Raw genomic sequence first — 24,299 nt, forward strand, 5'->3', positions numbered from 1 at the left:
TTATATCTAAATCAGTTTTTAAGTCAAATCTTTGGTATGACGCCATGTCTTAATTTTATTGACTAGCGCCCATATTTCTTCATTTTCTGGACGATTTTGATTGGTGAAATAATCCAACAAATCAGGGTCTTCATGAGTCAGCATTTCTGCAAACGTCTGTTGTTCAGCAGGCTCTGCCGTTAAGTAAATTTCTTTAACATAAAGGTCAATATAAAAGTCTAACTCTTTTAATCCGCGGCGTGCTTGATAGATAATGCGACGCTGTTCATTGGTTGGTTCTGGCTGAATCGAGGTGGTCATAAAAGTACTCTCATTATTTTAAATTGGGATTAAGGATAATTATGCGCAGATAATTGACACCATAAGGCGACTGCTTGCTGCATCATCGCCACATTATGGGTGCGTATAATGCCAGCGCCTTGCTGTAGGGCAAAGATACCAGCTGCCGTACCTACCACATCACGTTCTTGCGCTTTAGTCGTTGCAACGGCTTCGACGCCACTCTTGCTCAATACTTCCGCTAAAAAACGCTTGCGTGAAATGCCAAACATCATCGGAAAACCAAGCGATTGTAGCCTGCCAAGCTGGCTTAATAGTGCGCAATGATGCTCATAATTTTTAGCAAAACCAAAGCCTGGGTCGATAATAATTTTCTCACGCTTAACACCGATTTTTGTTACTTCGTCAATACGCGATAATAGCTCAGCCCTTACGTCACTAATGACATCGTCATATTGTGCCAAATTATTCATCGTTGTTGGCTCGCCGCGCATGTGCATCAGCATGATGGGTATATCAAGCTCCGCCGCTAGTACTGCTGCACCTTCGCGTTTGAGTGCGCGTACATCATTCCAAATATCAGCACCAGCGTCAAAAGCTGCTTTCATAACCTCTGGATTACTGGTATCAATGGATAGCCAAGTGCTGTCACTACATTGCAGCCTAATGGCTTGAATAACTGGCACGACACGTTCTATCTCTTCATCCGTCGACACAACGTTGGCATTTGGACGAGTAGACTCACCGCCAATGTCGATAATAGTCGCACCTTCTTTTATCATCTGCTGGCAATGAGCAACTGCTTTATCTACCGCATTGAACTGTCCACCGTCTGAAAACGAATCGGGTGTGACATTAAGAATACCCATAATATGGGGCTGCGATAAATCTAGTGTTTTATCACGACTTGATATCTTATAGCTGGGTAAGGGCTGAAATAAGGACATAACCAAATTATCTCTCATTAAAACATTCTAATTATTGCAGACTGCTTGTTATGCACTGTGCTTGTTATGCGTTGTGCTTATGATACCAGTAAACTCTATTCTGTACTAAACCCTTCACAAAATATGGATAACAAAAAAGCCCTTTATGATAAAGGGCTTTTTCTATTGGATATGAAACAATTAACAATTACATCGCTGGTAACGGTGGCGGTGTTGAGTTGGTTGTTTTGATATCATTTTTCGATAAGTTGACTTCGTTGTGCTGATAAACTCTAGGTGGACGTGGGTCTTCACCTGCTAAGATATCTTGCAACTGATCACGGTCAATAGTTTCCCACTTCATTAGAGCATCTACCATCGCATGCATTTTTTCTTGATTGCCTTCAATCAATTCACGCGCGATATCATATTGCTCCTCTAACATACGGCGAACTTCTTCATCGACCTTTTGCTGCGTGGCTTCTGAAATCGTACGACTGCTAGAGCCAAAATAGCCTTGCGAGCTGTCTTCGTCTTCATAAACCATAATACCAAGTGCGTCAGACATACCGTACTTCGTCACCATGGCGCGAGCCATCTTGGTTGCACGTTCGAAGTCATTAGAAGCACCCGTCGACATTTGATTGATAAAGACTTCTTCAGCGATACGACCGCCGAACAAGATAGCAATATCGCTCAGCATTTTTGATTTATACATACTGGTTTGGTCATGCTCTGGCAACTGCCAAGTAACCCCAAGCGCAAAACCACGCGGCATGATCGTTACTTTATGCACAGGATCGGTACCTGGTAGTAGCTCAGCGACTAAGGCGTGACCTGCTTCATGATAAGCAGTAGCACGGCGCTCCTCTTCACGGATGACCATTGATTTACGCTCAGGACCCATATATAGCTTGTCTTTTGCATCTTCAAAGTCATTCATATCAACGCTGGTCTTGTTGCGACGTGCTGCAAACAATGCCGCTTCGTTGACAAGGTTGGCCAGCTGCGCACCACTGAAACCTGGTGTACCGCGAGCCAATGCATTGGCATCCACACCGATAGTATTCGGCAGCTTTCTCAAATGCACTTTAAGAATTTGCTCACGGCCTTTAATATCTGGTAATCCCACTTGTACCTGACGGTCAAAACGACCTGGACGCAATAGCGCTTTATCAAGCACATCCGCACGGTTGGTCGCTGCAATGACGATTACGCCTTCATTGCCTTCAAAACCATCCATTTCGACCAATAATTGGTTCAGTGTCTGCTCACGCTCATCATTACCGCCGCCCATACCAGAGCCACGATGACGACCGACCGCATCAATTTCATCAATAAAGATGATACAAGGCGCGCTCTTTTTAGCCTGTTCGAACATATCGCGTACACGTGAGGCACCGACACCGACAAACATCTCAACAAAATCAGAACCTGAGATTGAGAAGAACGGCACTTTAGCTTCACCAGCAATGGCTCTGGCTAACAAGGTTTTACCGGTACCTGGAGGACCTACCATTAAGATACCACGTGGAATCGTCGCACCAAGCTTGGTAAATTTATCAGGGTCGCGTAAAAACTCGACCACTTCAACCACTTCTTCTTTGGCCTCTTCACAACCAGCCACATCTTCAAAGTTCACCTTGATTTGGTCTTCAGTCAGCATTTTAGCTTTTGACTTACCAAAGCTCATAGGGCCGCCGCCTTTACCGCCAGCGCCGCCTTGCATGTTACGCATGAAGAATAAAAACAGACCAATAATCAATAGAATTGGGAAACTGGCTATCAGTAATTGCATCAAGACGCTTTGGCGTTTTGGGGCAGTCCCTTGGACTTCGACTTGGTTCTCACGCAGCAATGGCATGAGCTCGTCATCTGACACAGCTGGTCGAATGGTCTCAAAAGATGAACCATTTTTCTTTTCGCCGGTGATTTGCTCGCCATCGATTTCAACGCTGGCTACTTGGTTTTCTGACACGGCGGTCACAAACTCAGAGTAGTTAAGGCTATCCGGCTCGGATGATTGATCAAAGCCGCTAAACACCAGCACCAAAACGCCGATTACCACCAGCCACAATAAGGTATTTTTTACCATGTCGCTCACTAGTTATTCCCATCCCTTACTTATTGGTGTGTTTATTAAACACGTGACGTCTATAAACGTATCGCTCATTTTTTAGTAGATATATTCATAGCCAAAATTTATGAGTCAGACTCACACAACTCAAATGCTGCATGGGGACTGTTTCCACAAGTTATAAATATCAATGACCTATATATCTATCGTAGATGAGCACATCAGGCGCTTATTGTCAGACGACTTTGCCTAAAACATATGCTTGAAACAAAGTTAATATACCATGATATGTGGTGCTAACCTGCATAATTCAAGCAGGTTTCGCTATTATTCAGTTAACGATTGTAGCGGGTTCAATACGCTCATGAGACTATGTTATGGTGACACATTATCTCGCTTACAATGGCTGTGACATAACGACGTTATGATTATTTAATCGCTATCCAAAACATCTCTTTTGACCGTGGTCGTGATGCACCTGGCTTGATACTACGGATTTTACTAAAATCCTGCTGCATCTGCTTGCGTAATTCTTGTGTGCCTTCACCTTGAAACACTTTCATAATAAGTGCGCCACCTTCTGGTAAGGTTGCAAGCGCGAAGTCCACTGCCAGCTCGCATAAATACATCATACGTGGCTGATCGATTGCGCTGTTTCCTGCCGTATTTGGTGCCATATCGGACAGCACTACATCGACCTGTCTATCACCAACCTCTGCCATGATCGCATCAAACACTTCTGCTTCGCGAAAGTCGCCTTGAATAAAGGTCACATCAGGCAATGTATCCATCGGCAGAATATCAGAGGCAATCAAAATACCTTTTTCGCCTACTAGCTGACCTGCCACTTGAGACCAACTGCCTGGAGCACTGCCCAAATCTACAACCGTCATGCCTTTTTTAATAATATTGGTCTTTTCATTAATTTCTAATAACTTATAGGCGGCACGGGCACGATAGCCATCTTTTTGCGCTTTTTGCACATAATGATCGTCAATATGCTCTTTCATCCAAGCGCTACTACTCTTTGACAGTTTTTTATTTTCGATACGCGTGGCCAAAATACCTGCTCCTATTGCTTTGCAAAACATTCATACATATTACTGAAGTAGCTAAAAGATTTATGAAACACTTTCGATATGGGTTAAATTCATTCGAATATGCTATCAATCAAGATTTTTATACATTTGCAGTCTTAGACTGGCGAAATTCTATTGGTTAAAACACTGATTTATCAGACAGTAGCGTTTATAATGTGCCCAAACATTCAGTTTAACATTTTCACCACGTAAAATCGTGCAAAATCCTGCTGATCTCATGCAAGATGACCACAGATTATCTATAATGGTCGTCAACTGCTCTTAATAGCACTGTCTTTTATTTTTACCAACACCTAGGAATTCTATGCAACTCGATAACGCTACCATCAAACGCCTAAGAGGCATTGGTCACGACCTCAAACCTATCGTCATGATTGGCAATAAAGGTATTACCCCAACCATTACTGAAGAGATTGATCGCGCTCTATCAGATCATGAGCTCATCAAAGTAAAACTGCCTGCTGGCACAAAAGAAGAACGCGATGTCATCGGTGCTGAACTTGCCAAAGCGGCTAACGCGTCTTTGTTCATTCTATTGGTCGTATGGCATTGTTACTACGTAAAAATCCAAACGCCAACCCAAAATTGTCTAACTTAGCACGTCATGCATAATAATATGTGATGACCAGCTGGTTTGAGTGATGGTATGGTATGCCATATCAACTCAAATCATAGCCAAATGGCGACGATAAATGTAAAAGCCGCGATGCATCTTGCTCGCGGCTTTTATGTTGTCTGCTCGTTTTAGATTTACTTAGCGTGTAATATTAGCTCGCTTAGTCGGTACAACTTTTCTTATGGTTACTTCTATATTTTTATTGTCGGGTCTTAACTTATGAATCAATCATTCAATCTCTGTGTGGCCACCGAAACCATAGTAAATGATGCGCAGCAACTGGGTGTAACAGTAGATGAGTTGCAACGCATCTGTATAAATGTGAGTGCTCAGGTCATTCAACAGCCATCACTCCACTTAAGGCTAACCTATCAACTCACCCTGCCCAACCAACTGCTAGCAAAGCAGCTAAACTGGTCAATGTGGCAGCAAGCACAAGTAAAATTCGATGATTACTTGTGGGAAGAGACTTGCCTTGAGTGTTTTATCGCTGGTCGTCTGATAAATGATGAAAATCTAACGGATGCCCAAAAGGCAACGCCCTATATCGAGATTAATGCCAATCCAGACGGTCGTTACGCGCTATATCAATTTGAGAGCTATCGTAATCCTGCGACCTTACCACCAACACCCTTATATGCAGCTGATGGACAAGCGCGCGCGTCTATTAATTGGATAAACAATGTAAAGCCAACATTAAGGTACGTTGAGAATCCTTTATTTAATGATCCATCAGTCGCAAATAAACCTCATCATTATGAGCGCAGCTTTGGGGTGTCGATGACCCAACTACCGAATCAGCAGTACGTCATCGCTAATACTGTGATTGAGCATATAAATCCTTGCGTTATTTTATGGTTTGGTGAGATTGCTTTATATTTTGCCCCAAACCACGCCTCCCTGCCTGACTTTCACAATCGTAGCCACTGGTCGAGATTTGAGCTTTAACTCTACTTTTAACTTAAGCATCACAACTCAAAGCGCAAAAAAAACCAGCAACGCTATAAAGAGCATTACTGGATTTGGAGAAAACTTTTAACTTAGGTTACATCTAACTGGCTACTATTTGTCAGCCATCGCGAGGTAAATACCGCGGTCTGATGCATCATCGACATATTGCGAATCACGCCATGTCGTATAGCTGTAAGTGCCACTGTATGGGCTAATGCTGTTTTGGCGGAAATCAGATACCCAATCGTTACCATCAAAGATCTGGATATGACCATGTGGACGGTTTGACGTACGATTATAGACAACGACGTCACCCACTTGTGGCTGCATATCATTACTGATCTTGGTAAAACCTGCTTGAGCAAGTGTGCCGCGAGAGGCATACTGATAAGCTGAAGGGTTAGGCGTAAATTCGTAACCTGCTGATTGTAGCGCTTTACGTACATAGCGAGCACAGTAGCCAGAGCTTCTAGACAGTGCTACTCGCGATGCACTTGCCGCTGCGATAGCAGGAGCAGAATTGCGATCAGGAGCGCGGCTTGATTGCTGCTGACGCTGCTCATAAGACAAACGACTGGTAAGCGAAGCAAGCTGGTATTCTTTTTGCTTGGCATGCGCACTTAAATTATCAATGGCTTGACTGATCTCATCATTGCTATATACATGAGCACCACTGTTAGTGCTATAGATATTGCGGCTAGAACCGTAGTTCGCAGAAGCAGAGATGTTAGTGATGGTATGACTCAAGGTATTATTTGGTTGAAAGGTTGTTTCGACAGCACCACTTGTCTGTGCTATACCCATTCCCAATACTGACAAAATTAATAAAGCTTGTTTCATAAATTTACTACCTATTGTTAATACAAGACCGCTCGTCATCCGTGACAAAGCATCAATTAGTTTAGAGGAGATGATCATTACAAAACATGATAAAATCCTTATTAAAACAGCCCGCTATTTCTTCTGTAGTGACTAATGCTGGTATTATCTGTTAATACCATATTCCGCTTAGTTCACTGTCTCGCAAATCGTTCAGTATCAATTGCTTTTAGCATGTCAATTATGAATATCGATTTTGTCACCTATTAGATGAGTCATCACGATGTCAAAAAAACAGCCAAATCGGCTTGCCCAACTTATCGACCATCAAGCTTTTGCTGGTAGCGCACTACCCCGAACGCTTGCTGACAATATGCGGCTATACATAGAAGCGACCAATGAGGTAAAAGAGCTATTGGTAGATTGTCTACCTGAAGAAATTCTTAATACCTGTTGGGTCGTAGGCCTCACCTCCGAGCAATTAATACTCAGTGTGGGCTCAATGACTGCTGCCAATCATATTCGCTATTTGCAGAGCGCTTATTTGCAAGTCTTAACAGAGCAGTCAATTACATTTAAACAACTCAAGCAAATTCGCGTCGTCGTAGCTAAAAATTCAGCTGATAATCATTCATCTAAACAACTATTAGCAGTATCAGCAACTTTGTCAAAATCTAGTAAAGCCAATGAAAATCAGGCTCTTAGCCAAAACACAAAGCGGACTATATCACAGGCCGCAGAGCATGTCACCACTGATGAAAATCTCAAAAAAGCACTTTTACGTCTGGCAAATCATTGAAATTATTAATGTTACTATGTAAAGTTGTGTAAACAAAATCGTAAAAATCAGCTGATAACGCTGCGATTTTGTAATGACGCAAACAAAAAAAATCACCTGCTAGCTCCGTTCACATTATGAACGTCACCAACAGATGATTGAAAAACTATCCACAGCTTTGATATTCTCTACTCTAGAGCAGAATTGTTAAAATAATCTAAACAATACATTCAAAAAAACGAATATTATTAGAATGTAATTACTGCCGGATTATGTAATATTGCGTAAATGTTTCGATACTTCGTGTATATTCCTGTATTCATCCTTCAACAGTCAAACCTTCGAGGGGTAAATACTGAATTGGGCACGTTACATTGTCATCAAAAGTTACAATTTCAAAATTATTATGGTCAGATAGTATCTCACGTACCAATAAATTGTTTAACGCGTGACCAGATTTATAAGCATTAAAGCGACCCAAAATCGGATAGCCAATCAGATATAAATCACCTAAAGCATCCAAAATTTTATGGCGAACGAACTCATCATTAAAACGCAAGCCTTCTTCGTTAAGAATATTTGCCTCATCAATAACGATAGCATTATCCATACTGCCTCCTAACGCCAAATTATTCTGACGTAAGGCTTCTATGTCTCGTAAAAACCCAAAAGTACGGGCTGAACTCAATTGCTCAATGAAGTTTTGCGTCGAAAACTGCAACTGTGCATGCTGAAAATCTTTGTCGATAGCAGGATGATCAAAATCAATCTCAAAATTCAGCTCAAACCCTTCATAAGGACGCAGTTCTGCCCATTTATCATCCACTTTTACTCTTACAGGTCTGACGATTTTTATAAACTTCTTTAAAGCGTCTTGCTCGCAGAATCCTGCGTCAAGCAGCAACGCTACAAAAGGAGCGGCACTACCATCCATAATCGGTATCTCTGAGGCCGATACACGGATTAAAAGGTTATCCACGCCAAGTCCTGCAATGGCACTAAGCAAATGCTCGACCGTCCCCACACGTGTGCCACCAAACACTAGGTTTGACGACATCATAGTGTCTTGCACCAAAAAAGCACTGGCTGGAATCGGCTGGCTGCCTTCGATATCAGAACGCTCGAAAACAATACCCGTATCAATAGGTTGCGGATGAAACTCTAAGTCAACAGGCTGACCACTATGGAGACCAATACCTGTAACAGCAATCGCAGTTTTTATGGTTCTTTGGTTCATGGCTGTCTTCTCACATATTTTGTTACAATTGCCATAGTGTATCATTACCCGCCCCTAGTTCGCCATAGTTAAAACTCGCTAATTTCCTTATCTCCTTGATTGATAACACTTATCGTCAATAAATTTTGATGGTTCTCATGTCTTATTGATCACATTGCCTCTGTTAAAACAGGGAAATAACAGCCAAATGTTACAATCATAAATTGTTTTATACGCCTATTTATTAATGATTATTTTCGCATCGAGAGGCGACTCTTATAAATAGAGCGCGCTCATAGCTGAATCAGTTTGCTAATATATGGACATTTTCTATAGGCACAAAAAAGCCAGCAACTTAGTACTGGCTTGTTTTGGATCTAAAAATCTGAAAATATTATTTATTTTGTTGACGTTTTAGATAGTCTTGAATGCTATTGGTTTTGGTTTTCGCCTGCTCTTGAGGCGCGCTTGAGCGAGTAGCACTAGCCGTTTCTTGATACATCTGAGCTTGCGATTGCTTCTGGCTGTTTAAAGCACTGGTATGCACGTTAGGGTCAACAGGCTGAGTGCTATTGACAGAAGGAACTGGTGCCTCGACTACTTCTGGCTCTTGTCCAGCGTTTTCATCTAAAGTCAGACCCGTTGCAATAACAGTGACATGTAAGTCATCACCCATTTTTTCATCAATCACTGAACCATAGAAAATATGTGCATCGTCAATATCTGTAATTTCTTCGACAATAACACTGATTTTGCTCATCTCATCTAATGAGAGTGATTCAGAAGAAATCACGTTAACCAACAGACCTTTTGCATTTTCTAAACGCAAGTCATCAAGTAAGGGTGATCTGATGGCTTTCTCAGTTGCTTGACGCGCACGATCATCGCCGCTAGCACGGCCAATACCCATCATCGCATGACCTTTGGCAGTCATAGCAGTGCGGATATCGTTAAAGTCGATATTGATCATACCTTCACTAGCGATAGTTTCAGCAATACCTTGAACCGCATGTAATAACACATCATCCGCTTTTTTGAAGGCATCTTGCATAGAGATATTGCCGTAGACACTCATCAACTTATCATTCGGAATCGTAATGATAGAATCAACGAAATTAGTCAATTGCTCAATACCAGCTTTAGCAGCCTTGATACGTTTGCCACCTTCAAACTTAAATGGCGTAGTGACGACGGCAACTGTCAACACTTCCATTTCTTTAGCAATACGAGCAACCACAGGCGCTGCACCCGTACCCGTACCACCGCCCATACCAGCAGTAATGAACACCATGTCTGAATGTTCGAGTAATGCACGGATGGCTTCTTCTTCGCTCTCTGCTGCTTCACGCCCAACTTCTGGGTTCGCCCCTGCGCCCAAACCGCGATTCGTTTTTGCGCCAAGTTGCAATTTATGCGGTGCAGTTAAACGATCAAGCGCTTGTTTATCCGTATTAGCACAGACGAACGTTACACCTCTAATCCCTTGTTGTACCATATGTTCAACCGCATTACCGCCACCACCACCAACACCGAATACAGTGAAGCTTGCTTGGCCGTTATTTTGAGGCTGGTTATCATCTGGCATGGTGTATTTTGACATAAAAAGGTTTCTCCAGTTGCAGATAGCGTGATGGTCGATACTTGGTAACACACTTATATGGCGCGCTATCGACTTACTATATATAATTGTATTTAAATAAAACAGGGCAATGGCTTAGATAATTGTGCTAGCCAAAATATGCCAGTATAGTACAGGGTGTTACTTTTCGTATTCTTGCCTATTATATAGCTGCATACTCATATGCTGCTTAATATAAGTATGTTTTGCTAACAGATTATAATATCTTTTTGAGTACACTAGCAAAACGCTGCCCTGCACTTTGAAAAACACCAGTGACTCGATTTTTTTGAATCGCTTCAGGCTCGCTTTTTTCACTACGGCGAAACTGCTCGCTTTGACTATATAATAGTGTACCAAATGCCGTTTGATAAGCACGATCATTCACTTGACTGTTTAGCTGCTTAAATGACTCATCATTATCAAAATGATTATGAGCACTAATAGCAGGATGAGTGTTGGTTAATACTACGGGCATTTTGAGCAATTTTTTGGTAAAGGGTATCATACCTTTAATCGCCGTACCGCCACCTGTGAGTACGATACCTTTGTCGATATAGCCGATGAGATCAGCCTCATGCAATTGACGAGCAACTTCCGTAAATATCTGCACATAGCGCGCTTCAATAATGCGGGCTAGATTATAGATACCAATATTAATCTCGTCACCTGTTCCTTGTGGTTTAAAGATAAAGAACGAGCTGGGATCGACACTATTGACATCGACAGTACCATGGGTTTTTTTCAGCTTTTCAGCTTCAATCATGGAGATACCAAAATCAGCTGAGATATCCATCGTCACTTCGTGGCTGCCTGTCGCGATACAATGGGTAAATATGAGCTTGTTTTCTTTATAAACGCAAATACTGGTCGTACTAGCACCAATATCTACCAAACAGACCCCTTGCTGGCGCTCGTCACTCATCAAACTATATTCAGCACTCGTCACTGCATCAAATACAATGTGGTCAATACCAACATCACAGCTTTGCAGTAATTTTTGGATATTCTGACGACTAGCAACGGGCATCATCATCATGTGATACATCACAGTAATATTATGCGCCATCATTTCGATCGCATCATCCACCATGAAATCTTGATCATCAACATAGATACCCTGCTGACAGCAATGCATTAGATAGTAGTCTGATGACAGATCGCGTGACTTGGCATTAGACAACGCCTGCACCATATCTTTGGCACGTACCGCCTCATCTTCTACACGTACCTCGCCTGCACTATTTTTGCTCGATAACTCCGGTGTCGCTAAGGTCAACCACACACTATGCACGCGGCAATTGGCAGTATCTTCTGCTTCTTGAATGGCTTGCTTAATAGCACCTTGTAGACGTTCACGGTGTTTTATTTGACCTTGGTAAAAATCGCTATTTTTGACTTGTCCCACGCCCAAAATACGGATGTCTTTTGCAGAGACAACGTTACCAATGACGACATAGACTGCCGTGGCACTTAGATGGACAACAACCAGATTTTCAGTATTTTTCATGGTACCAGACAAATTATCGCTAAACAGGAGACCAAATGACGTCTCCATTAGATCATTAAAAAAAGCGTTATCAACACGCTATGATGTTGTATATTCTGTGCTACAAACTACCAAAATAGCTCAAACTAAAATGCTAACCAGTTTTTGCTTATGCTATCTATTGTTATTCTGCTTCATCGATTCTTGGCTGTGCCATATCCCAAGCAATGGTAAAACCATTTTTATAGCGCAAATCTACAGACTGTATTTCGCCTCGACGCTCACTTAACTGATTGCCGAGCAGCTGACTTAAACTCAGCAGCTTTTGCGCAGTATTCTCGTTATCAACAATCACACGCAGTCCATTGTCAAAACGAATCAGCCAAGTCATTCTTGGTGACAGGATAATATCTTCGACTTGCATACCAAGTGGCGCATACCAGTCGTTAACTTGCTGCATCTGCTGCATGATAACTGGGGCTTGCGTTATCTCACCTTGTAAGGTGGCGAAGCGTTCTTGCGTCAGATCTTTACTATCAGCAGGGACAAAAACCGTACCTTTTGCATCCACCAAACGCTCTGTACCAAAATTAGCAACCGCCTGCTTAGGTAATGCGGTAACGACTATGCCCCGTTGCCAATCACGAGAAATGCTGACCTGATCAACCCAAGCCAGACCCGTCGTAATATCTCTTAACGCTTGCAAATCAGAGGTAAAAAAGCTGCTTACCTTTTGTTGATTCATAACCTGTTGCAATGCGCGATACTGGGTAACTGTTAAACCCTGATTATTCACATGGATAGAAGCTGGCGGTGCATCACGCAACGATTTTCCACCCATTATCAATATCAGTACGAGCAACCCTAGTACCAATACCATAAAAAAATATTTGAGCGAAGTCGGTACTTGGAACTTAGAGTTTGGGCGACGGGTTTTATCACTCATCAAGTCAGTTACCTCGTTGACAGTTTGAGCCATAACGACCTTTGTCCCTATATTTGCATAAAACTGATCATGCTATTTATAAATGTAACTCTGCATATTTTTGCAGAAGCCTATTAAGTTGACATATTATCAAAATATTTTACTAAAACGATTTATAGGATGACATTATGCTCATTTAAACGTAACATTTTTCTTAGTTTATGAATAACTTATGGGCTAAATTCATAGAAAACAGAAATATCACTAAAACAGACCTATAATTACAATATTAACGTATTTTATGGTTAAACAATAGCTTAACCCCTACTAGTGACAACGAATTTACACAAGTTTACATGACGCTGTGGTATAGCAGCTCTAGTGATACATTAACCCGTTCTCGTCTAGTAGTATTCTCAGGCTATAAGAAAAATTCAAATCTAATCATTCATAAGTTTTATCACTGGTTTATTAAGACAGCCTATCAATGACAACTGTCTCAATAAATATCAATAGCATTATGAACAATGCTAAAAAATGAGCAATGTTAAAAAGTAGCATTGCTAAATCACTGTTTAAGCAATAACTGCTATACCAGTCACTCTAATGTCTGCGCTAAAATATGCCAGCACAATGCATCAAAGTCCATGCCTCGAGCCTTGGCTGCCATCGGAACCAAGCTATGGCTGGTCATGCCTGGCACTGTATTGATTTCAAGCAACCAGAAGTGACCTGCTTCATCTTGCATAGCATCGATGCGTCCCCAGCCTTTAGCATCAACGGCACGGAACGCTGAAAGGCTCAGATCTTGTAAATGCTTTTCGTCAGCAGCGCTCAGACCACAGGGAATGTAGTAGCTGGTATCATTACGATTGTACTTGGCTTCAAAATCGTAGAAGTTGGTAATATCAGCAGGTTCAAGACGAATGACTGGATAGGCTTCATCGTCGATAATGACGATTGTGAACTCGCGACCGGTAATCCAGCGCTCAGCCATGACCGCGTCACCGCACTGTACTGCCGTTGCATAAGCCGCTGGCAACTCGTCCAGATTGTTGACCTTAGTCATACCAATACTGGAGCCTTCATGAACGGGCTTGATAATAAGTGGTAGACCTAGCATGTTGACCACTTGCTGCCAGTCAGTCTCAGCTGTTAACAATGAAAATGGCGCGGTTGCTAACCCACAACCCTGCCACAATTGCTTGGTACGAACCTTATCCATACCCAGCGCTGATGCCAGAATGCCTGAACCCGTCTGCGGAATATCAAACCATTGCAGCGCACCTTGCAACAAACCATCTTCGCCGCCGCGACCATGCAACACGTTAAACACACGGTCATACTCGCGTAACTCTGTGATGTCTTGATGCTTAGGATCGAAATGAGTGGCGTCAACGCCTTGGTTTTGTAGCGCCTGCAATACGGCAGCGCCACTGTCTAACGACACGCTGCGTTCATTGCTACTACCACCATAGACAACCGCCACTTTACCAAACTGTCTGGCATCTTTTGCATCACTGGTCGTCGTGTTTAGAGTGGCATCATTGCTCTCTAAATTATCTGAATTTTGAGTGCTGGTATTTTCTTTAGTATCAGTCGTCATGAAGATCGTTCCTAGAATTTTTTAGCTTACTTAATGTAAAGGTTATTGGCAGCCAAGTCGACAGCGATCTGCCCTACATTACCTGCACCTTGAGTAATGAGCATGTCATTGGCTTTTAATAAACGCTGCATGACAGGAGCTAAATTGTCCTTGTCAATAATCGTCGGTTCAACTTCACCGCGCAACCGAATACTACGTGCCAATGACTTGGTATCAGCGCCAGTAATTGGGCTTTCACCTGCTGAATATACGTCTAATAATAATAATTCGTCAACGCTGGAGAGTACTTCAACAAAATCATCGAAGCAATCTCGGGTACGACTATAACGGTGCGGCTGAAACATCATTACCAAACGACGTTCAGGGAAACTTTGACGCGCCGCTTTAATGGTGGCATCGACTTCTTTTGGGTGATGACCATAATCGTCAATCAATAAAACATTACCATCATCAAGATTGACAGAGGCATGCTGCTCAAAACGGCGACCAACGCCTTCAAATTTTTGCAGAGCGCGTTTGATCGCTTCGTCATCCACCCCTTCATCGGTCGCCATGGTGATAGCGGCAAGCGCATTGTAAACGTTGTGAGTACCAGGAATGTTGAGGGTCAAACGTAAAGGTTCACGGTCACGGCGCAGTACCGTGAAGTGAGTTTTCGTGCCTTCCGTCACCAAATCAACACCTTGCACATCATTAAAAGGCTCAAGACCAAAGGTCAGTACGGGACGACCAATATCATCAATCATGGCATACAATTCTGGATCATCACCGCACACCACGGCTAAGCCATAAAACGGCATGTTTTGTAAAAACTGAATATAAGCGGCTTTTAATTTATCAAAGCTATTCTCATACGTTTCCATATGGTCTTGATCGATATTGGTGACAATCGCGGCCATCGGATGTAACGATAAAAACGACGCATCAGACTCATCGGCTTCTGCCACCAAGAAACGACTGCTACCCAGTGCAGCATTTTTACCAGATGCATTCAGCTTACCGCCAATCACGTAGGTAGGATCGAGTTGCCCTTCTGCCATCATAGTAGTCAACAAACTGGTCGTGGTGGTTTTGCCGTGAGCACCAGCAACAGCGATACCGTGACGATAACGCATCAACTCGCCCAGCATATCGGCACGGCGTACCACTGGCAAACGTGCTTCTAATGCCGCTTTTACTTCAGGGTTGCTGCGATCAATCGCTGACGATACAACGATGACATCAGCATTGGCGATGTTCTTCGAATCATGACCGATCGCAATATCAATACCAATCTGTGCCAAACGTTTGGTCACTAAGCTCTCAGCAATATCAGAACCACTTACTTGATAACCTTGATTGTTCATTACCTCCGCGATACCGCACATCCCCGAGCCACCAATACCGACAAAATGCAAATGCTGAATACGGCGCATTTCTGGTATTTCAATCAAACGCTTAGGTAGAGCTTTCGCAGGGTTAGACATAGGGCTTCTCTTTATCAAAGGCTAATAAAATTTAGTGTATCAAAATAATTGGTAATAAAAACAGTCAGCTATAAGAATATAGGCTACAGCATTTGCCAGATAATATCAGCAACTTGCTTGCTCGCACTTCGATTGGCAAGGGCATGGCCTTTTTTGGCCATCGCTAGGCACTTCTCTCGATTAAGGGCAGCAAGCTCGTTGCTCAAACGCTGTGCTGTCAACTCAGACTGCGGTAACAAAATCGCCGCATCGTGTGAGGTTAAAGTGCGGGCATTAGCAGTCTGATGGTCATCTACCGCATGCGGCAGCGGTACAAAAATTGCGGCAATACCGACATTCTGGATTTCCGTAACCGTCAATGCGCCTGCTCGGCAAACAATAACATCTGCCCAATTATAAGCGGCGGCCATATCGTCGATAAAAGGCTGGACCACAAATTTGTGCATATTCAAATCTTGCTCATCGTAAGCCGCTTGTGTGGCAGCCTCATTGTTACGCCCGCATTGATGACGCACTTCAAAAGGCTGGTTGAGCAATGCCAGCGCTTTTGGCACAGTGTCGTTTAAGGCTTGTGCACCAAGTGAGCCACCCACCACCAACAATTTGAGCGGCGAGTTGTCATTAACATCATAACGCACCGTCGGTTCAGAGACACCAGTGATGGCATTGCGTACTGGGTTACCAACCGTTTCAAGCTTAGCATCCTGTACACTATTGGCAAAGGTATCCTCAAATGCTTGCAGCACCTTGGTTGCAATCTTGGATAGGTAGCGATTACTCATGCCTGCAATGGCATTTTGTTCATGGATAATCAGAGGCGTATTGGTCAGACGTGCAGCGATACCGCCAGGCGCTGTCACATAACCACCGAAACCGACAACTATGTCAATTTGATTACTACGAATCACCTTTATAACTGCCATCGTCGCTGACAATAAAGTCACTGGCAACTTCAATAAACGCCCGATTCCTTTACCGCGTAAACCCTGCATCTCAATCGCATGAAAAGGATAACCAGTCGGTGCAACCAAGCCATTTTCCATACCATTTGGCGTTCCTAGCCAATGAATAACCGCACCACGCTGAGTCAATTCCTCAGCCACTGCCAGCGCTGGGAACACATGCCCGCCAGTACCCGCGGCCATCATTAATATATGCGGTGCTTTCATGAACGCCTGCCTATCTTTTCTTTATTTATATGAAGGACTTATTATCCTATGATCATCTTAGTCATCAGCCAATAATGACCCTATAAAATCTCGCATAGTATAGTGTAAATCGTTGGCTGATATATAGCACTTTATGCACAGTCAATAACAAAAATCCAAGCCGCGAGCAATCACGACTTGGCTTTTATAAATACTATCGAAAAATCATAAAAGCATCGTTTATAAATGACGTTTTATCGCCTTTTCATGCGCTATGAAAAGATGCTGTTTATCAATCTATCTTAGCACACTGTTTTTTAAGTATTGTGCGCATAGCTTAGTGATAAATCACTCGATCCTTACAGCGTTGCGCAAACTGCTACTTTATTCTCAATGGCGATGATAAAATCGGTCGCAATATCTGTACCGCATTGATCATCAATCTCACGTACACACGTTGGGCTGGTGACATTAATCTCGGTAATACGACCGCCGATTAAATCGAGCCCGACGAACATGAGACCTTTTTCTTTAACAATAGGTGCCACGACTTCTGCCACTTGACGTTCGACATCGGTGAGCGGCATCGCAACACCGCTACCACCCGCCGCAAGATTACCACGGGTCTCGCCTTTGGTAGGAATACGCGCCAAGCTATAATCGACCACTTCACCATCAACGATCAACACGCGCTTATCACCTTCCTTAATCTCTGGTAAATAACGCTGTGCCATAATCGGCAAGGTTTCAAGCTCGGTTAAAACCTCAAGCGTGACACCGATATTTGGACTATCGGCAGTCAAACGGAAAATCCCCGTACCGCCCATACCATCTAATGGCTTAACAATGACGTCTTGCTGCTCAGCGATAAACTTGCGAATATGCGCCTGTTTACTGGTCACAATCGTTGGGCTCATATAATCGCTAAACCACGTGGCAAAGAGCTTTTCATTACAATCACGTATCGCTTGTGGGTCATTGACCACTAGTACACCTGCAGCTTTGGCATAATCAAGCATATAAGTGGCATAAATAAAACGCATGTCAAACGGCGGATCTTTACGCATCAACACCACGTCATAGTTGCTGATTGGCGCTGTCGCTTTATCCCCTAGTGTATAAAAATCTTTAGGATCACGCTTGACGGTCACTGACTGCGTATCAACCATCAGTTGCCCACGATCCAACCACAAATCATGGATCTGACAATAGCCAAGGCTGTGCCCACGGTCTTGTGCCGACCACATCATCGCAAGGGTCGTGTCTTTTTTATAATTAACTTGCTCGATAGGATCCATAATAACGAGTATGTTTAACGATTTTTTTTGATTTTCTTGGCTCATAATAAAGCTCACTTACGTTATATTATTAATGTAGAACAGCTTCGAACTCAGTGCCCAACTATACGCCGTACTGCGCGCGATAATGTTGCATCTTGGCAAGTTGGGTCGCATCTTTATGCTGACCGCTTTGTACGCCATGGTCATCTGCCAAATAACTGATTAAATCATCGATATCGACGAGCGCGCGCACTGGTACCTCTAATGTCGACGCCAACTCTTGAATGGCAGAATGCTCAGCCTGACCTTTTTCTTTACGGTCAAGGGCAACGATAATACCAGCAACGCTAGCGCCCGCTTGCTCTAAAATCTCAACCACTTCACGCATCGCCGTACCAGCGGTAATGACATCATCTAGTACCCAGACTGCTTTACCACTAACGTCAGCGCCTACTAAGTTGCCACCTTCGCCATGAGTTTTGGCTTCTTTACGATTATAGCCCCACTTAGCATTGATACCATGATGAATCCATAAGGCTTGCGCGGTTGCTGCCACAAAAGGAATACCTTTATACGCTGCCCCAAATATCACCAGCTCCTGCTCATCTGTACCGTTATGACTAGCAGCCATTTGCTCAGCCAAGGCATCAGCATAACCACACGCGAGCAACGACAACATCTCACCCGACGCCAGCAAGCCTGCATTAAAAAAATACGGACTGATGCGACCAGACTTGAGGACAAACTCGCCAAATTTGAGAACTTGATTGTCTAAAGCCAGTTGGATAAATTGATGTGAGGAGAAAGAAGGGTGTTGCGCATTAGGCATTGAGGCATTAAGCATGGAAGCGTTCCTATTGACAAAAAGAAGAGCAAAAAATTGGCGTTATTGTACGCACTATTGATCAGCTTGACCAACCATTGATGTCGTAATCCTGCATGTTAGGATAACGAGTCAATAGGCCACTGCGCGATGAGAGATTAAAATAACACTGACCGTCACCACTCACTTGCATCTCCCACCCTAAATGATACGCGGCAACAATAACATGTCCTGTGAAAATGCGTATTTGACGGTATGGATGACGCTGCGATGGCTCACAAATGATTTGACTCAGCAGATAACTGCGTATGTGCTGACAGATTTGCGCGGCGCTATAGCGGTGATTGATACTTTTGCGTGTCTCGCACTGCCTCAATGCATGAACAGCAACGCTACACGCCATAATGTCAGTAGCCAAACTGCCCTCACCTGTCTCAAATTGTTGCGGCTGCAACACCACCTGCCAATCTTCGGCGTAAACACTATTGAGCAACTCATCTGGGTTATACCGTTTGGTCAATACACGTAAAGAAGCCTGTGTGTTTTCAGCATTACTACTAACGCTCGTATCGGTGCTTACAGAAGAGCCATTCAGTATAAAACCGTAACGATGCAGTTTTGGATAAGCACGAAGCGCCTGCTGAATATCGGCCATGTCGAGCAAAGTCATACCATTTAATGATGATAATAATGGTTGCGCGCTGTGATTGTGATAAAAACTGTCTGGAAACTCGACAAGCTCTGCTGCCCGCAGTAATGACAGATGCTCGCCCAGTACTTCTGAAGCAATCAGCGACCATTTTGACAAGCTGTGTTCTTTAGGCTGGTAAAAACGCGCAGAGCGACCATAGAGTCGTTGCAATTGACCATTTAAGCGCCTAGCAGGTTCTGGAATATCGCTCAAGGGTCTGGCAGGATCAAGTGCCAAGCGACTCGGGTCAAAATTAGGATGTACAATCGCAGGTTGGGTACTATCTGGCAAAATAGACGACTGCTCAGCATTGCCTTCTGAAATTGTACCGCCTACTGCTGTAATATCAGCACTGGGTAAATGAGTGTCAGAAGTGGAAGGCTGGGTCATGAAATCTCCATAGGCTATAAAATATAAAACAATTCTAATTAAATCAAACTGGAATATTACTCTTGATATTGTTCTTGATGACGCAAAATATCACGGTAACCGACTTGCCAATCAGGATATGCCAACCAAGCTAATGGAATATTACTGTGCAAGCGTTTTCCCGTAACCGCTATTTTTTTATCGTCAAGAGCAGGAGGCGTTTCATTGATCTGCTGACTTAACCAAACGCCCAACTCAAAAGTCGTGACTGGCGCATAATCAGTAGCAATATAAAGGGGCTTGGGCGCATCGATAGTCAGTACGTTAGCGATGATAGCGACCAAATCGCGATCCATAATCCGATTACTCCAATGCGCGGCTGCCACTGCTTCCTTTTGTGGCTCGCGGGCTTTACGCAGACGCATGATACGCGCGCGGCCATAAATACCGCTTGGACGAATGATAATGGCTTTATCACCAAAGCCTTGTTGGAGTGTTTGTTCTGCTTGCAATATCACTTGCGAGGCTTCACGCTCTGGCGTCACAGGCGCGGTATTGTCATCAATCCATTCGCCATTATCTTGCCCATAAACACCCGTTGACGAAATAAAAACAATGCGTGAAAGGTTGGTGAGTTTGTCCGCAAGCGTTGCCAAATGCTGGCTAATTGCTAAGTAGCTATTATGATAGCCACTGGTCGAATAATCATCGGGGGTAACGATAATTGCTATCGCCGTAAAATCTCGCAGCTGCTCAGCCGTCAGAATCAATGCATCGGCTTGCATAAATTCAGCGTGATCATCCAAAGAGTACTGATGGCGCTCACCACGAGCCAAACCTGTGACATTCAAGCCGTCCTGTGCCAGCTGGTTGCTGACTGGCAAACCAATATCACCTTGACCAATAATCAATAAATTTTGCGTACTCATCATTTATCCTTTATTCGAACGCCATTTCTAATGACTGCTTATACATCTTTTTAATAACCTATACATCTTTTTAGTAATAAATGTTAAAAATAGCGCCTGTACGACAGCTGTACGTCTTCATTGGCATCAACACGATCTTGCCATTCGTAGTTGGCATTGATACGTAACGCTTGTTTTTTATCGATATCATACTGCAGCCCTAATGTCGATATCGGCTGCCAATAATGACCACGGACATTAGACTCATCGCTGCTGCCATGATACCAATATGGCAGTTGCAATTCAGCCTGCGCACGTAACTGATTGTTAATCTGATAACGACAGCCTGCATTCACGCCAGCACCAACGCGAAAGCCTTTATTGATACCGCGTCCTGCTTGCGCTGTGCCGGACAAAAAGGTATAGCATAGCTGCGGCGGCATCTCGCCTGTACCTGTGCGAGGCGTACCAAATGCCCACGACCAACCCGTCTCATAACCCAAACTGCCGACTAAATGATCGCTACCATCTTGCTGGGAGCCGTCGTTCACGCGTGTCGCCTCAATACTTGCGCCCCAGGTTTTACCTTTTTTGGCAGAATTGACCGGATTAAATGAGCGCCCACGAATTAATGTCACATTTTGCAAAACCACACTGTTTGGCTGATTGGCTTTGTCATTATCGGTGTCGTACAGGCGCAAAGTCGCAGATGCGCCTTCTAAGTCAAAAAACTGTGGGAATCCTGAGGGACGATCGAGAATATCATGATAGCCCGCTCGTAAGCCCAAATCGATATAGTTATTATCACCGCGCTGCCCTAGTCCCATATGAGCCAGTTGCAGCGGATGTCTGTCTATTGGATTGTTATCTGATACTGCTATATTAGGCTGCAATAACGTCTGTCCATCAGCTGACATGCTCGAAACCGTATTGAGTTGGGCAGATTTAACCTCATTAATCGTCTGTTTTGCGCTGTTGTGATAGCCGAATTGCTCGCGCTGCTCTTTAACCTTGTTTAACTGCGCTTGGCGTAAAGTGCTATCAGCAGGGGTATAGTTGGTGCTGGCAAGTAAGCCTTCATCATCAAGCAACTGCACGACATCTGAAGGAATAACCGCATAAGGCAGCTGACTCAATAAGTGCTGCTGCGGACGCACCACATCAATTAAGCGTAAAATCTCAGACGCACAGTTATCTGTGGTGAAGTAATACGGCAATTTTAAATCTTTGGTTTCCCAAACGTGCAACATAATCTGCTGCACTTCCGCTGGAGTCAAATCCAATTGATACGTCCATGCGTCACGTTCGTCTTCTTGCAGATACTTGGCCAGCCTTGCCGGATAAGGATCGATTTCTATTAAATTATCATAGCGACCAGTCATTGACTTGATGGCATACACCACAAAATTGTCTTTTGGATTACCACCAACCGTATAATTCAACGCAACCGCATGATGAATTTGGCTCGGATCAGCCACACTGGCTTTTGAGTCGATACGCAATAACGTATGAGCAAAGGCCGATAAAGGGTTGTCTAAATACTCTTGGGCAAACATGATAGATAGCTGCTCGGGAGCAATCTTCTGCATCCATTCATTCAACTCCGGACAGTCAACTTGTAGCGTCGTTTTATCAATGTTCAATATATCGGTCAACCATTGTACACGCGCTGGAAAACGGCATAATACCGAACTGTTGGCAGTATTTTTTTTTACAGTACGATTATTCGTTGTCGCTACCTCATTAGCGAGGGCGACGAGTAACGCATCAAGCTCGGCATTCGAGTCTTGCCGACCATTCCCACTTAAAAAAAAGTCGGCCTCATCAACCATGCTGGTGTCTTTTTTCTTACCAATCAAATTCTTTTGATCATCAAAGAAATATAATAAACGTCGCCATGTCGTATCTTGGGCTAAATTTTGTGTTGCTGCTTGTTCACGCCACTTGGCTAATAATTGCTCAGCGTTACTTTTTTCTAGCCCTTGGGTATCTTCTGGAGCGTCATTATTTGGCGTATTACTAACGATTGCAACAACTTGAGGCGTAGGCGCTAATGCCCCTGTCGTTACTAATGATGCTGGGGTTGGTAAAAAAGCTTGTGTTTGTGCAGAGAGTAGCAATCCTGCAATAGCAAGTGGTAAACGCGCTCGTTGACTCATAGTAGTTAGGGTACAATCTAAAGATAAAAAATTAGGCTTTAGAGACATGGGGTAAACCTCGCACGTTATTGTTCATACGCCGATAGCGTGATTGATGGCTGGTTGATAATGCTGATTGGATCGTCCACTGAAATAATCTCAAAAACCATATACGAGCTAGATCATTGAAATATCTTAGTCAAAGTGGCTGTTATCAAGGTAGCTATTATCAGAATGGCTATTGATTGATAAAAATGGCTAGCAACCAGCGGTCAATACCCACTTATTAATATCATGATAAAAGAGAATATTATGTCCATAACACCAATAACGATTAACGATGGCAGATTATCTGCAGCCACATACCTTGCATCACCAAACTGCAATCTGCGACCAAGAGATATGAGTATTGATACTATTGTTATTCATAATATCAGCCTACCGCCGAACGAGTTCGGAGCATCTGATGCTGACGGCATCCATTACGTTAAAGCATTATTTACCAATCAGCTAGACTGGGCGGCGCATCCCTATTTTCAAACGATTAAAGGCGCGGAGGTTTCGGCTCACTTATTTATCGAGCGTGATGGCACGATGACTCAGTTTGTCAATTTTAATGAGCGCGCGTGGCATGCTGGACGCTCTAGCTACTTGGGTCGCCCTGAATGTAATGATTATAGCATCGGTATTGAGCTTGAAGGGTCTGATTTTGTGTCCTTCACCGCCGAACAATATGAGGTACTTGCAAAAATAGTCTGTGCCATTTATGCCGCCTATCCCAAAACTCGTCGTCATCTGACAGGTCATAGCGATATTGCCCCTGGTCGCAAAACAGATCCTGGTGATTATTTTGAATGGGCAAAATTGCGTGAGATGGTCGCCAACATTCTTGAGGGTTAAGTCATATGGATAATTATTTTGTCAGTCCTGTTACAAGCTCTATTAACTGTACACAGCATATTCCACATCCAATCCATTTATCTCGATTATGAAAATGCTATAATCCGTCAGCTTTTTGATAGCAGCAACTTAGTAGACAACCATCAGTAAACAACCTTCATTAAACAAATTAGCAC

The 24,299-nt window shown here is 43.4% G+C and carries 20 protein-coding genes and 1 pseudogene; 4 read left to right on the plus strand and 17 right to left on the minus strand.

Annotated features, from left to right (window positions below; all coding sequences use genetic code 11):
- Positions 1 to 18: 18 nt before the first annotated feature.
- The 4 genes from JMV76_RS08980 to JMV76_RS08995 form a co-directional block, all read right to left on the minus strand.
- Positions 19 to 300, minus strand: a complete 282-nt coding sequence (locus JMV76_RS08980) for an FAD assembly factor SdhE (protein ID WP_201502443.1) — start codon at positions 298 to 300, stop codon at positions 19 to 21.
- Between the two features lie 29 nt (positions 301 to 329).
- A complete protein-coding gene (gene folP / locus JMV76_RS08985; protein ID WP_201502444.1) occupies positions 330 to 1,226 on the minus strand; it encodes a dihydropteroate synthase in 897 nt (298 codons plus the stop codon).
- A gap of 187 nt (positions 1,227 to 1,413) precedes the next feature.
- Entirely contained in the window at positions 1,414 to 3,309 is a 1,896-nt protein-coding gene (gene ftsH, locus JMV76_RS08990; protein WP_055124711.1) for an ATP-dependent zinc metalloprotease FtsH, read from the minus strand.
- 401 nt (positions 3,310 to 3,710) lie between these two features.
- A complete protein-coding gene (locus tag JMV76_RS08995) occupies positions 3,711 to 4,343 on the minus strand; it encodes an RlmE family RNA methyltransferase (protein ID WP_045444188.1) in 633 nt (210 codons plus the stop codon).
- A 343-nt stretch (positions 4,344 to 4,686) separates the two neighbouring features.
- On the opposite strand from JMV76_RS08995, the pseudogene JMV76_RS09000 reads away from it, so the two are divergent.
- Positions 4,687 to 4,994: pseudogene (locus JMV76_RS09000) on the plus strand (YhbY family RNA-binding protein).
- A gap of 223 nt (positions 4,995 to 5,217) precedes the next feature.
- The gene (locus JMV76_RS09005) at positions 5,218 to 5,946 is read left to right on the plus strand and encodes a hypothetical protein (protein ID WP_201502445.1); all 729 of its coding nucleotides are present in this window, start codon (positions 5,218 to 5,220) and stop codon (positions 5,944 to 5,946) included.
- Positions 5,947 to 6,060: 114 nt separating this feature from the next.
- Here the strand turns inward: JMV76_RS09005 and JMV76_RS09010 are convergent, their stop codons facing one another.
- Positions 6,061 to 6,789, minus strand: coding sequence for a CHAP domain-containing protein (locus JMV76_RS09010; protein WP_045444182.1), 729 nt, complete (start codon positions 6,787 to 6,789; stop codon positions 6,061 to 6,063).
- A gap of 262 nt (positions 6,790 to 7,051) precedes the next feature.
- On the opposite strand from JMV76_RS09010, the gene JMV76_RS09015 reads away from it, so the two are divergent.
- Positions 7,052 to 7,567: a hypothetical protein gene (locus JMV76_RS09015; protein WP_045454117.1), complete on the plus strand. Its 516-nt coding sequence runs from the start codon at positions 7,052 to 7,054 to the stop codon at positions 7,565 to 7,567.
- Positions 7,568 to 7,865: 298 nt separating this feature from the next.
- Here JMV76_RS09015 and lpxC read toward each other — a convergent pair whose 3' ends face one another.
- The 12 genes from lpxC to JMV76_RS09075 form a co-directional block, all read right to left on the minus strand.
- Positions 7,866 to 8,783 carry a UDP-3-O-acyl-N-acetylglucosamine deacetylase gene (gene lpxC / locus JMV76_RS09020; protein WP_055124715.1) on the minus strand — a complete coding sequence of 306 codons (918 nt, stop codon included), beginning with the start codon at positions 8,781 to 8,783 and terminating at the stop codon, positions 7,866 to 7,868.
- A 373-nt stretch (positions 8,784 to 9,156) separates the two neighbouring features.
- Positions 9,157 to 10,362 (minus strand): cell division protein FtsZ, encoded by a 1,206-nt coding sequence (ftsZ, locus tag JMV76_RS09025; RefSeq protein ID WP_045454113.1) that lies wholly within the window; start codon positions 10,360 to 10,362, stop codon positions 9,157 to 9,159.
- A 235-nt stretch (positions 10,363 to 10,597) separates the two neighbouring features.
- Complete coding sequence (gene ftsA / locus JMV76_RS09030) at positions 10,598 to 11,890, minus strand: cell division protein FtsA (RefSeq protein WP_198329470.1); 1,293 nt, start codon at positions 11,888 to 11,890, stop codon at positions 10,598 to 10,600.
- Between the two features lie 163 nt (positions 11,891 to 12,053).
- Positions 12,054 to 12,848 (minus strand): cell division protein FtsQ/DivIB, encoded by a 795-nt coding sequence (locus tag JMV76_RS09035; protein ID WP_201502446.1) that lies wholly within the window; start codon positions 12,846 to 12,848, stop codon positions 12,054 to 12,056.
- A gap of 544 nt (positions 12,849 to 13,392) precedes the next feature.
- Positions 13,393 to 14,400 carry a D-alanine--D-alanine ligase gene (locus JMV76_RS09040; RefSeq protein WP_201502447.1) on the minus strand — a complete coding sequence of 336 codons (1,008 nt, stop codon included), beginning with the start codon at positions 14,398 to 14,400 and terminating at the stop codon, positions 13,393 to 13,395.
- A gap of 26 nt (positions 14,401 to 14,426) precedes the next feature.
- A complete protein-coding gene (gene murC / locus JMV76_RS09045) occupies positions 14,427 to 15,866 on the minus strand; it encodes a UDP-N-acetylmuramate--L-alanine ligase (protein WP_201502448.1) in 1,440 nt (479 codons plus the stop codon).
- Positions 15,867 to 15,949: 83 nt separating this feature from the next.
- Positions 15,950 to 17,035, minus strand: coding sequence for an undecaprenyldiphospho-muramoylpentapeptide beta-N-acetylglucosaminyltransferase (gene murG / locus JMV76_RS09050; protein WP_201502449.1), 1,086 nt, complete (start codon positions 17,033 to 17,035; stop codon positions 15,950 to 15,952).
- Positions 17,036 to 17,373: 338 nt separating this feature from the next.
- Entirely contained in the window at positions 17,374 to 18,357 is a 984-nt protein-coding gene (gshB, locus tag JMV76_RS09055) for a glutathione synthase (RefSeq protein ID WP_201502450.1), read from the minus strand.
- A gap of 58 nt (positions 18,358 to 18,415) precedes the next feature.
- Positions 18,416 to 19,138 (minus strand): orotate phosphoribosyltransferase, encoded by a 723-nt coding sequence (gene pyrE / locus JMV76_RS09060; RefSeq protein WP_372886432.1) that lies wholly within the window; start codon positions 19,136 to 19,138, stop codon positions 18,416 to 18,418.
- Positions 19,139 to 19,199: 61 nt separating this feature from the next.
- Complete coding sequence (locus JMV76_RS09065) at positions 19,200 to 20,198, minus strand: hypothetical protein (protein WP_201502451.1); 999 nt, start codon at positions 20,196 to 20,198, stop codon at positions 19,200 to 19,202.
- Positions 20,199 to 20,254: 56 nt separating this feature from the next.
- Positions 20,255 to 21,106 (minus strand): NAD-dependent epimerase/dehydratase family protein, encoded by an 852-nt coding sequence (locus JMV76_RS09070; protein ID WP_201502452.1) that lies wholly within the window; start codon positions 21,104 to 21,106, stop codon positions 20,255 to 20,257.
- Between the two features lie 83 nt (positions 21,107 to 21,189).
- On the minus strand, positions 21,190 to 23,292 hold the full coding sequence (locus tag JMV76_RS09075) for an Lnb N-terminal periplasmic domain-containing protein (RefSeq protein WP_201502453.1): 2,103 nt from the start codon (positions 23,290 to 23,292) through the stop codon (positions 21,190 to 21,192).
- Between the two features lie 243 nt (positions 23,293 to 23,535).
- Here JMV76_RS09075 and ampD point away from each other — a divergent pair, with 243 nt between their 5' ends.
- Complete coding sequence (gene ampD / locus JMV76_RS09080; protein ID WP_201502454.1) at positions 23,536 to 24,123, plus strand: 1,6-anhydro-N-acetylmuramyl-L-alanine amidase AmpD; 588 nt, start codon at positions 23,536 to 23,538, stop codon at positions 24,121 to 24,123.
- The last annotated feature ends 176 nt before the right edge of the window (positions 24,124 to 24,299 follow it).

Origin of the sequence: Psychrobacter cibarius, from assembly GCF_904845955.1 — a bacterium.
GTDB classification, from domain to species: domain Bacteria; phylum Pseudomonadota; class Gammaproteobacteria; order Pseudomonadales; family Moraxellaceae; genus Psychrobacter; species Psychrobacter cibarius_B.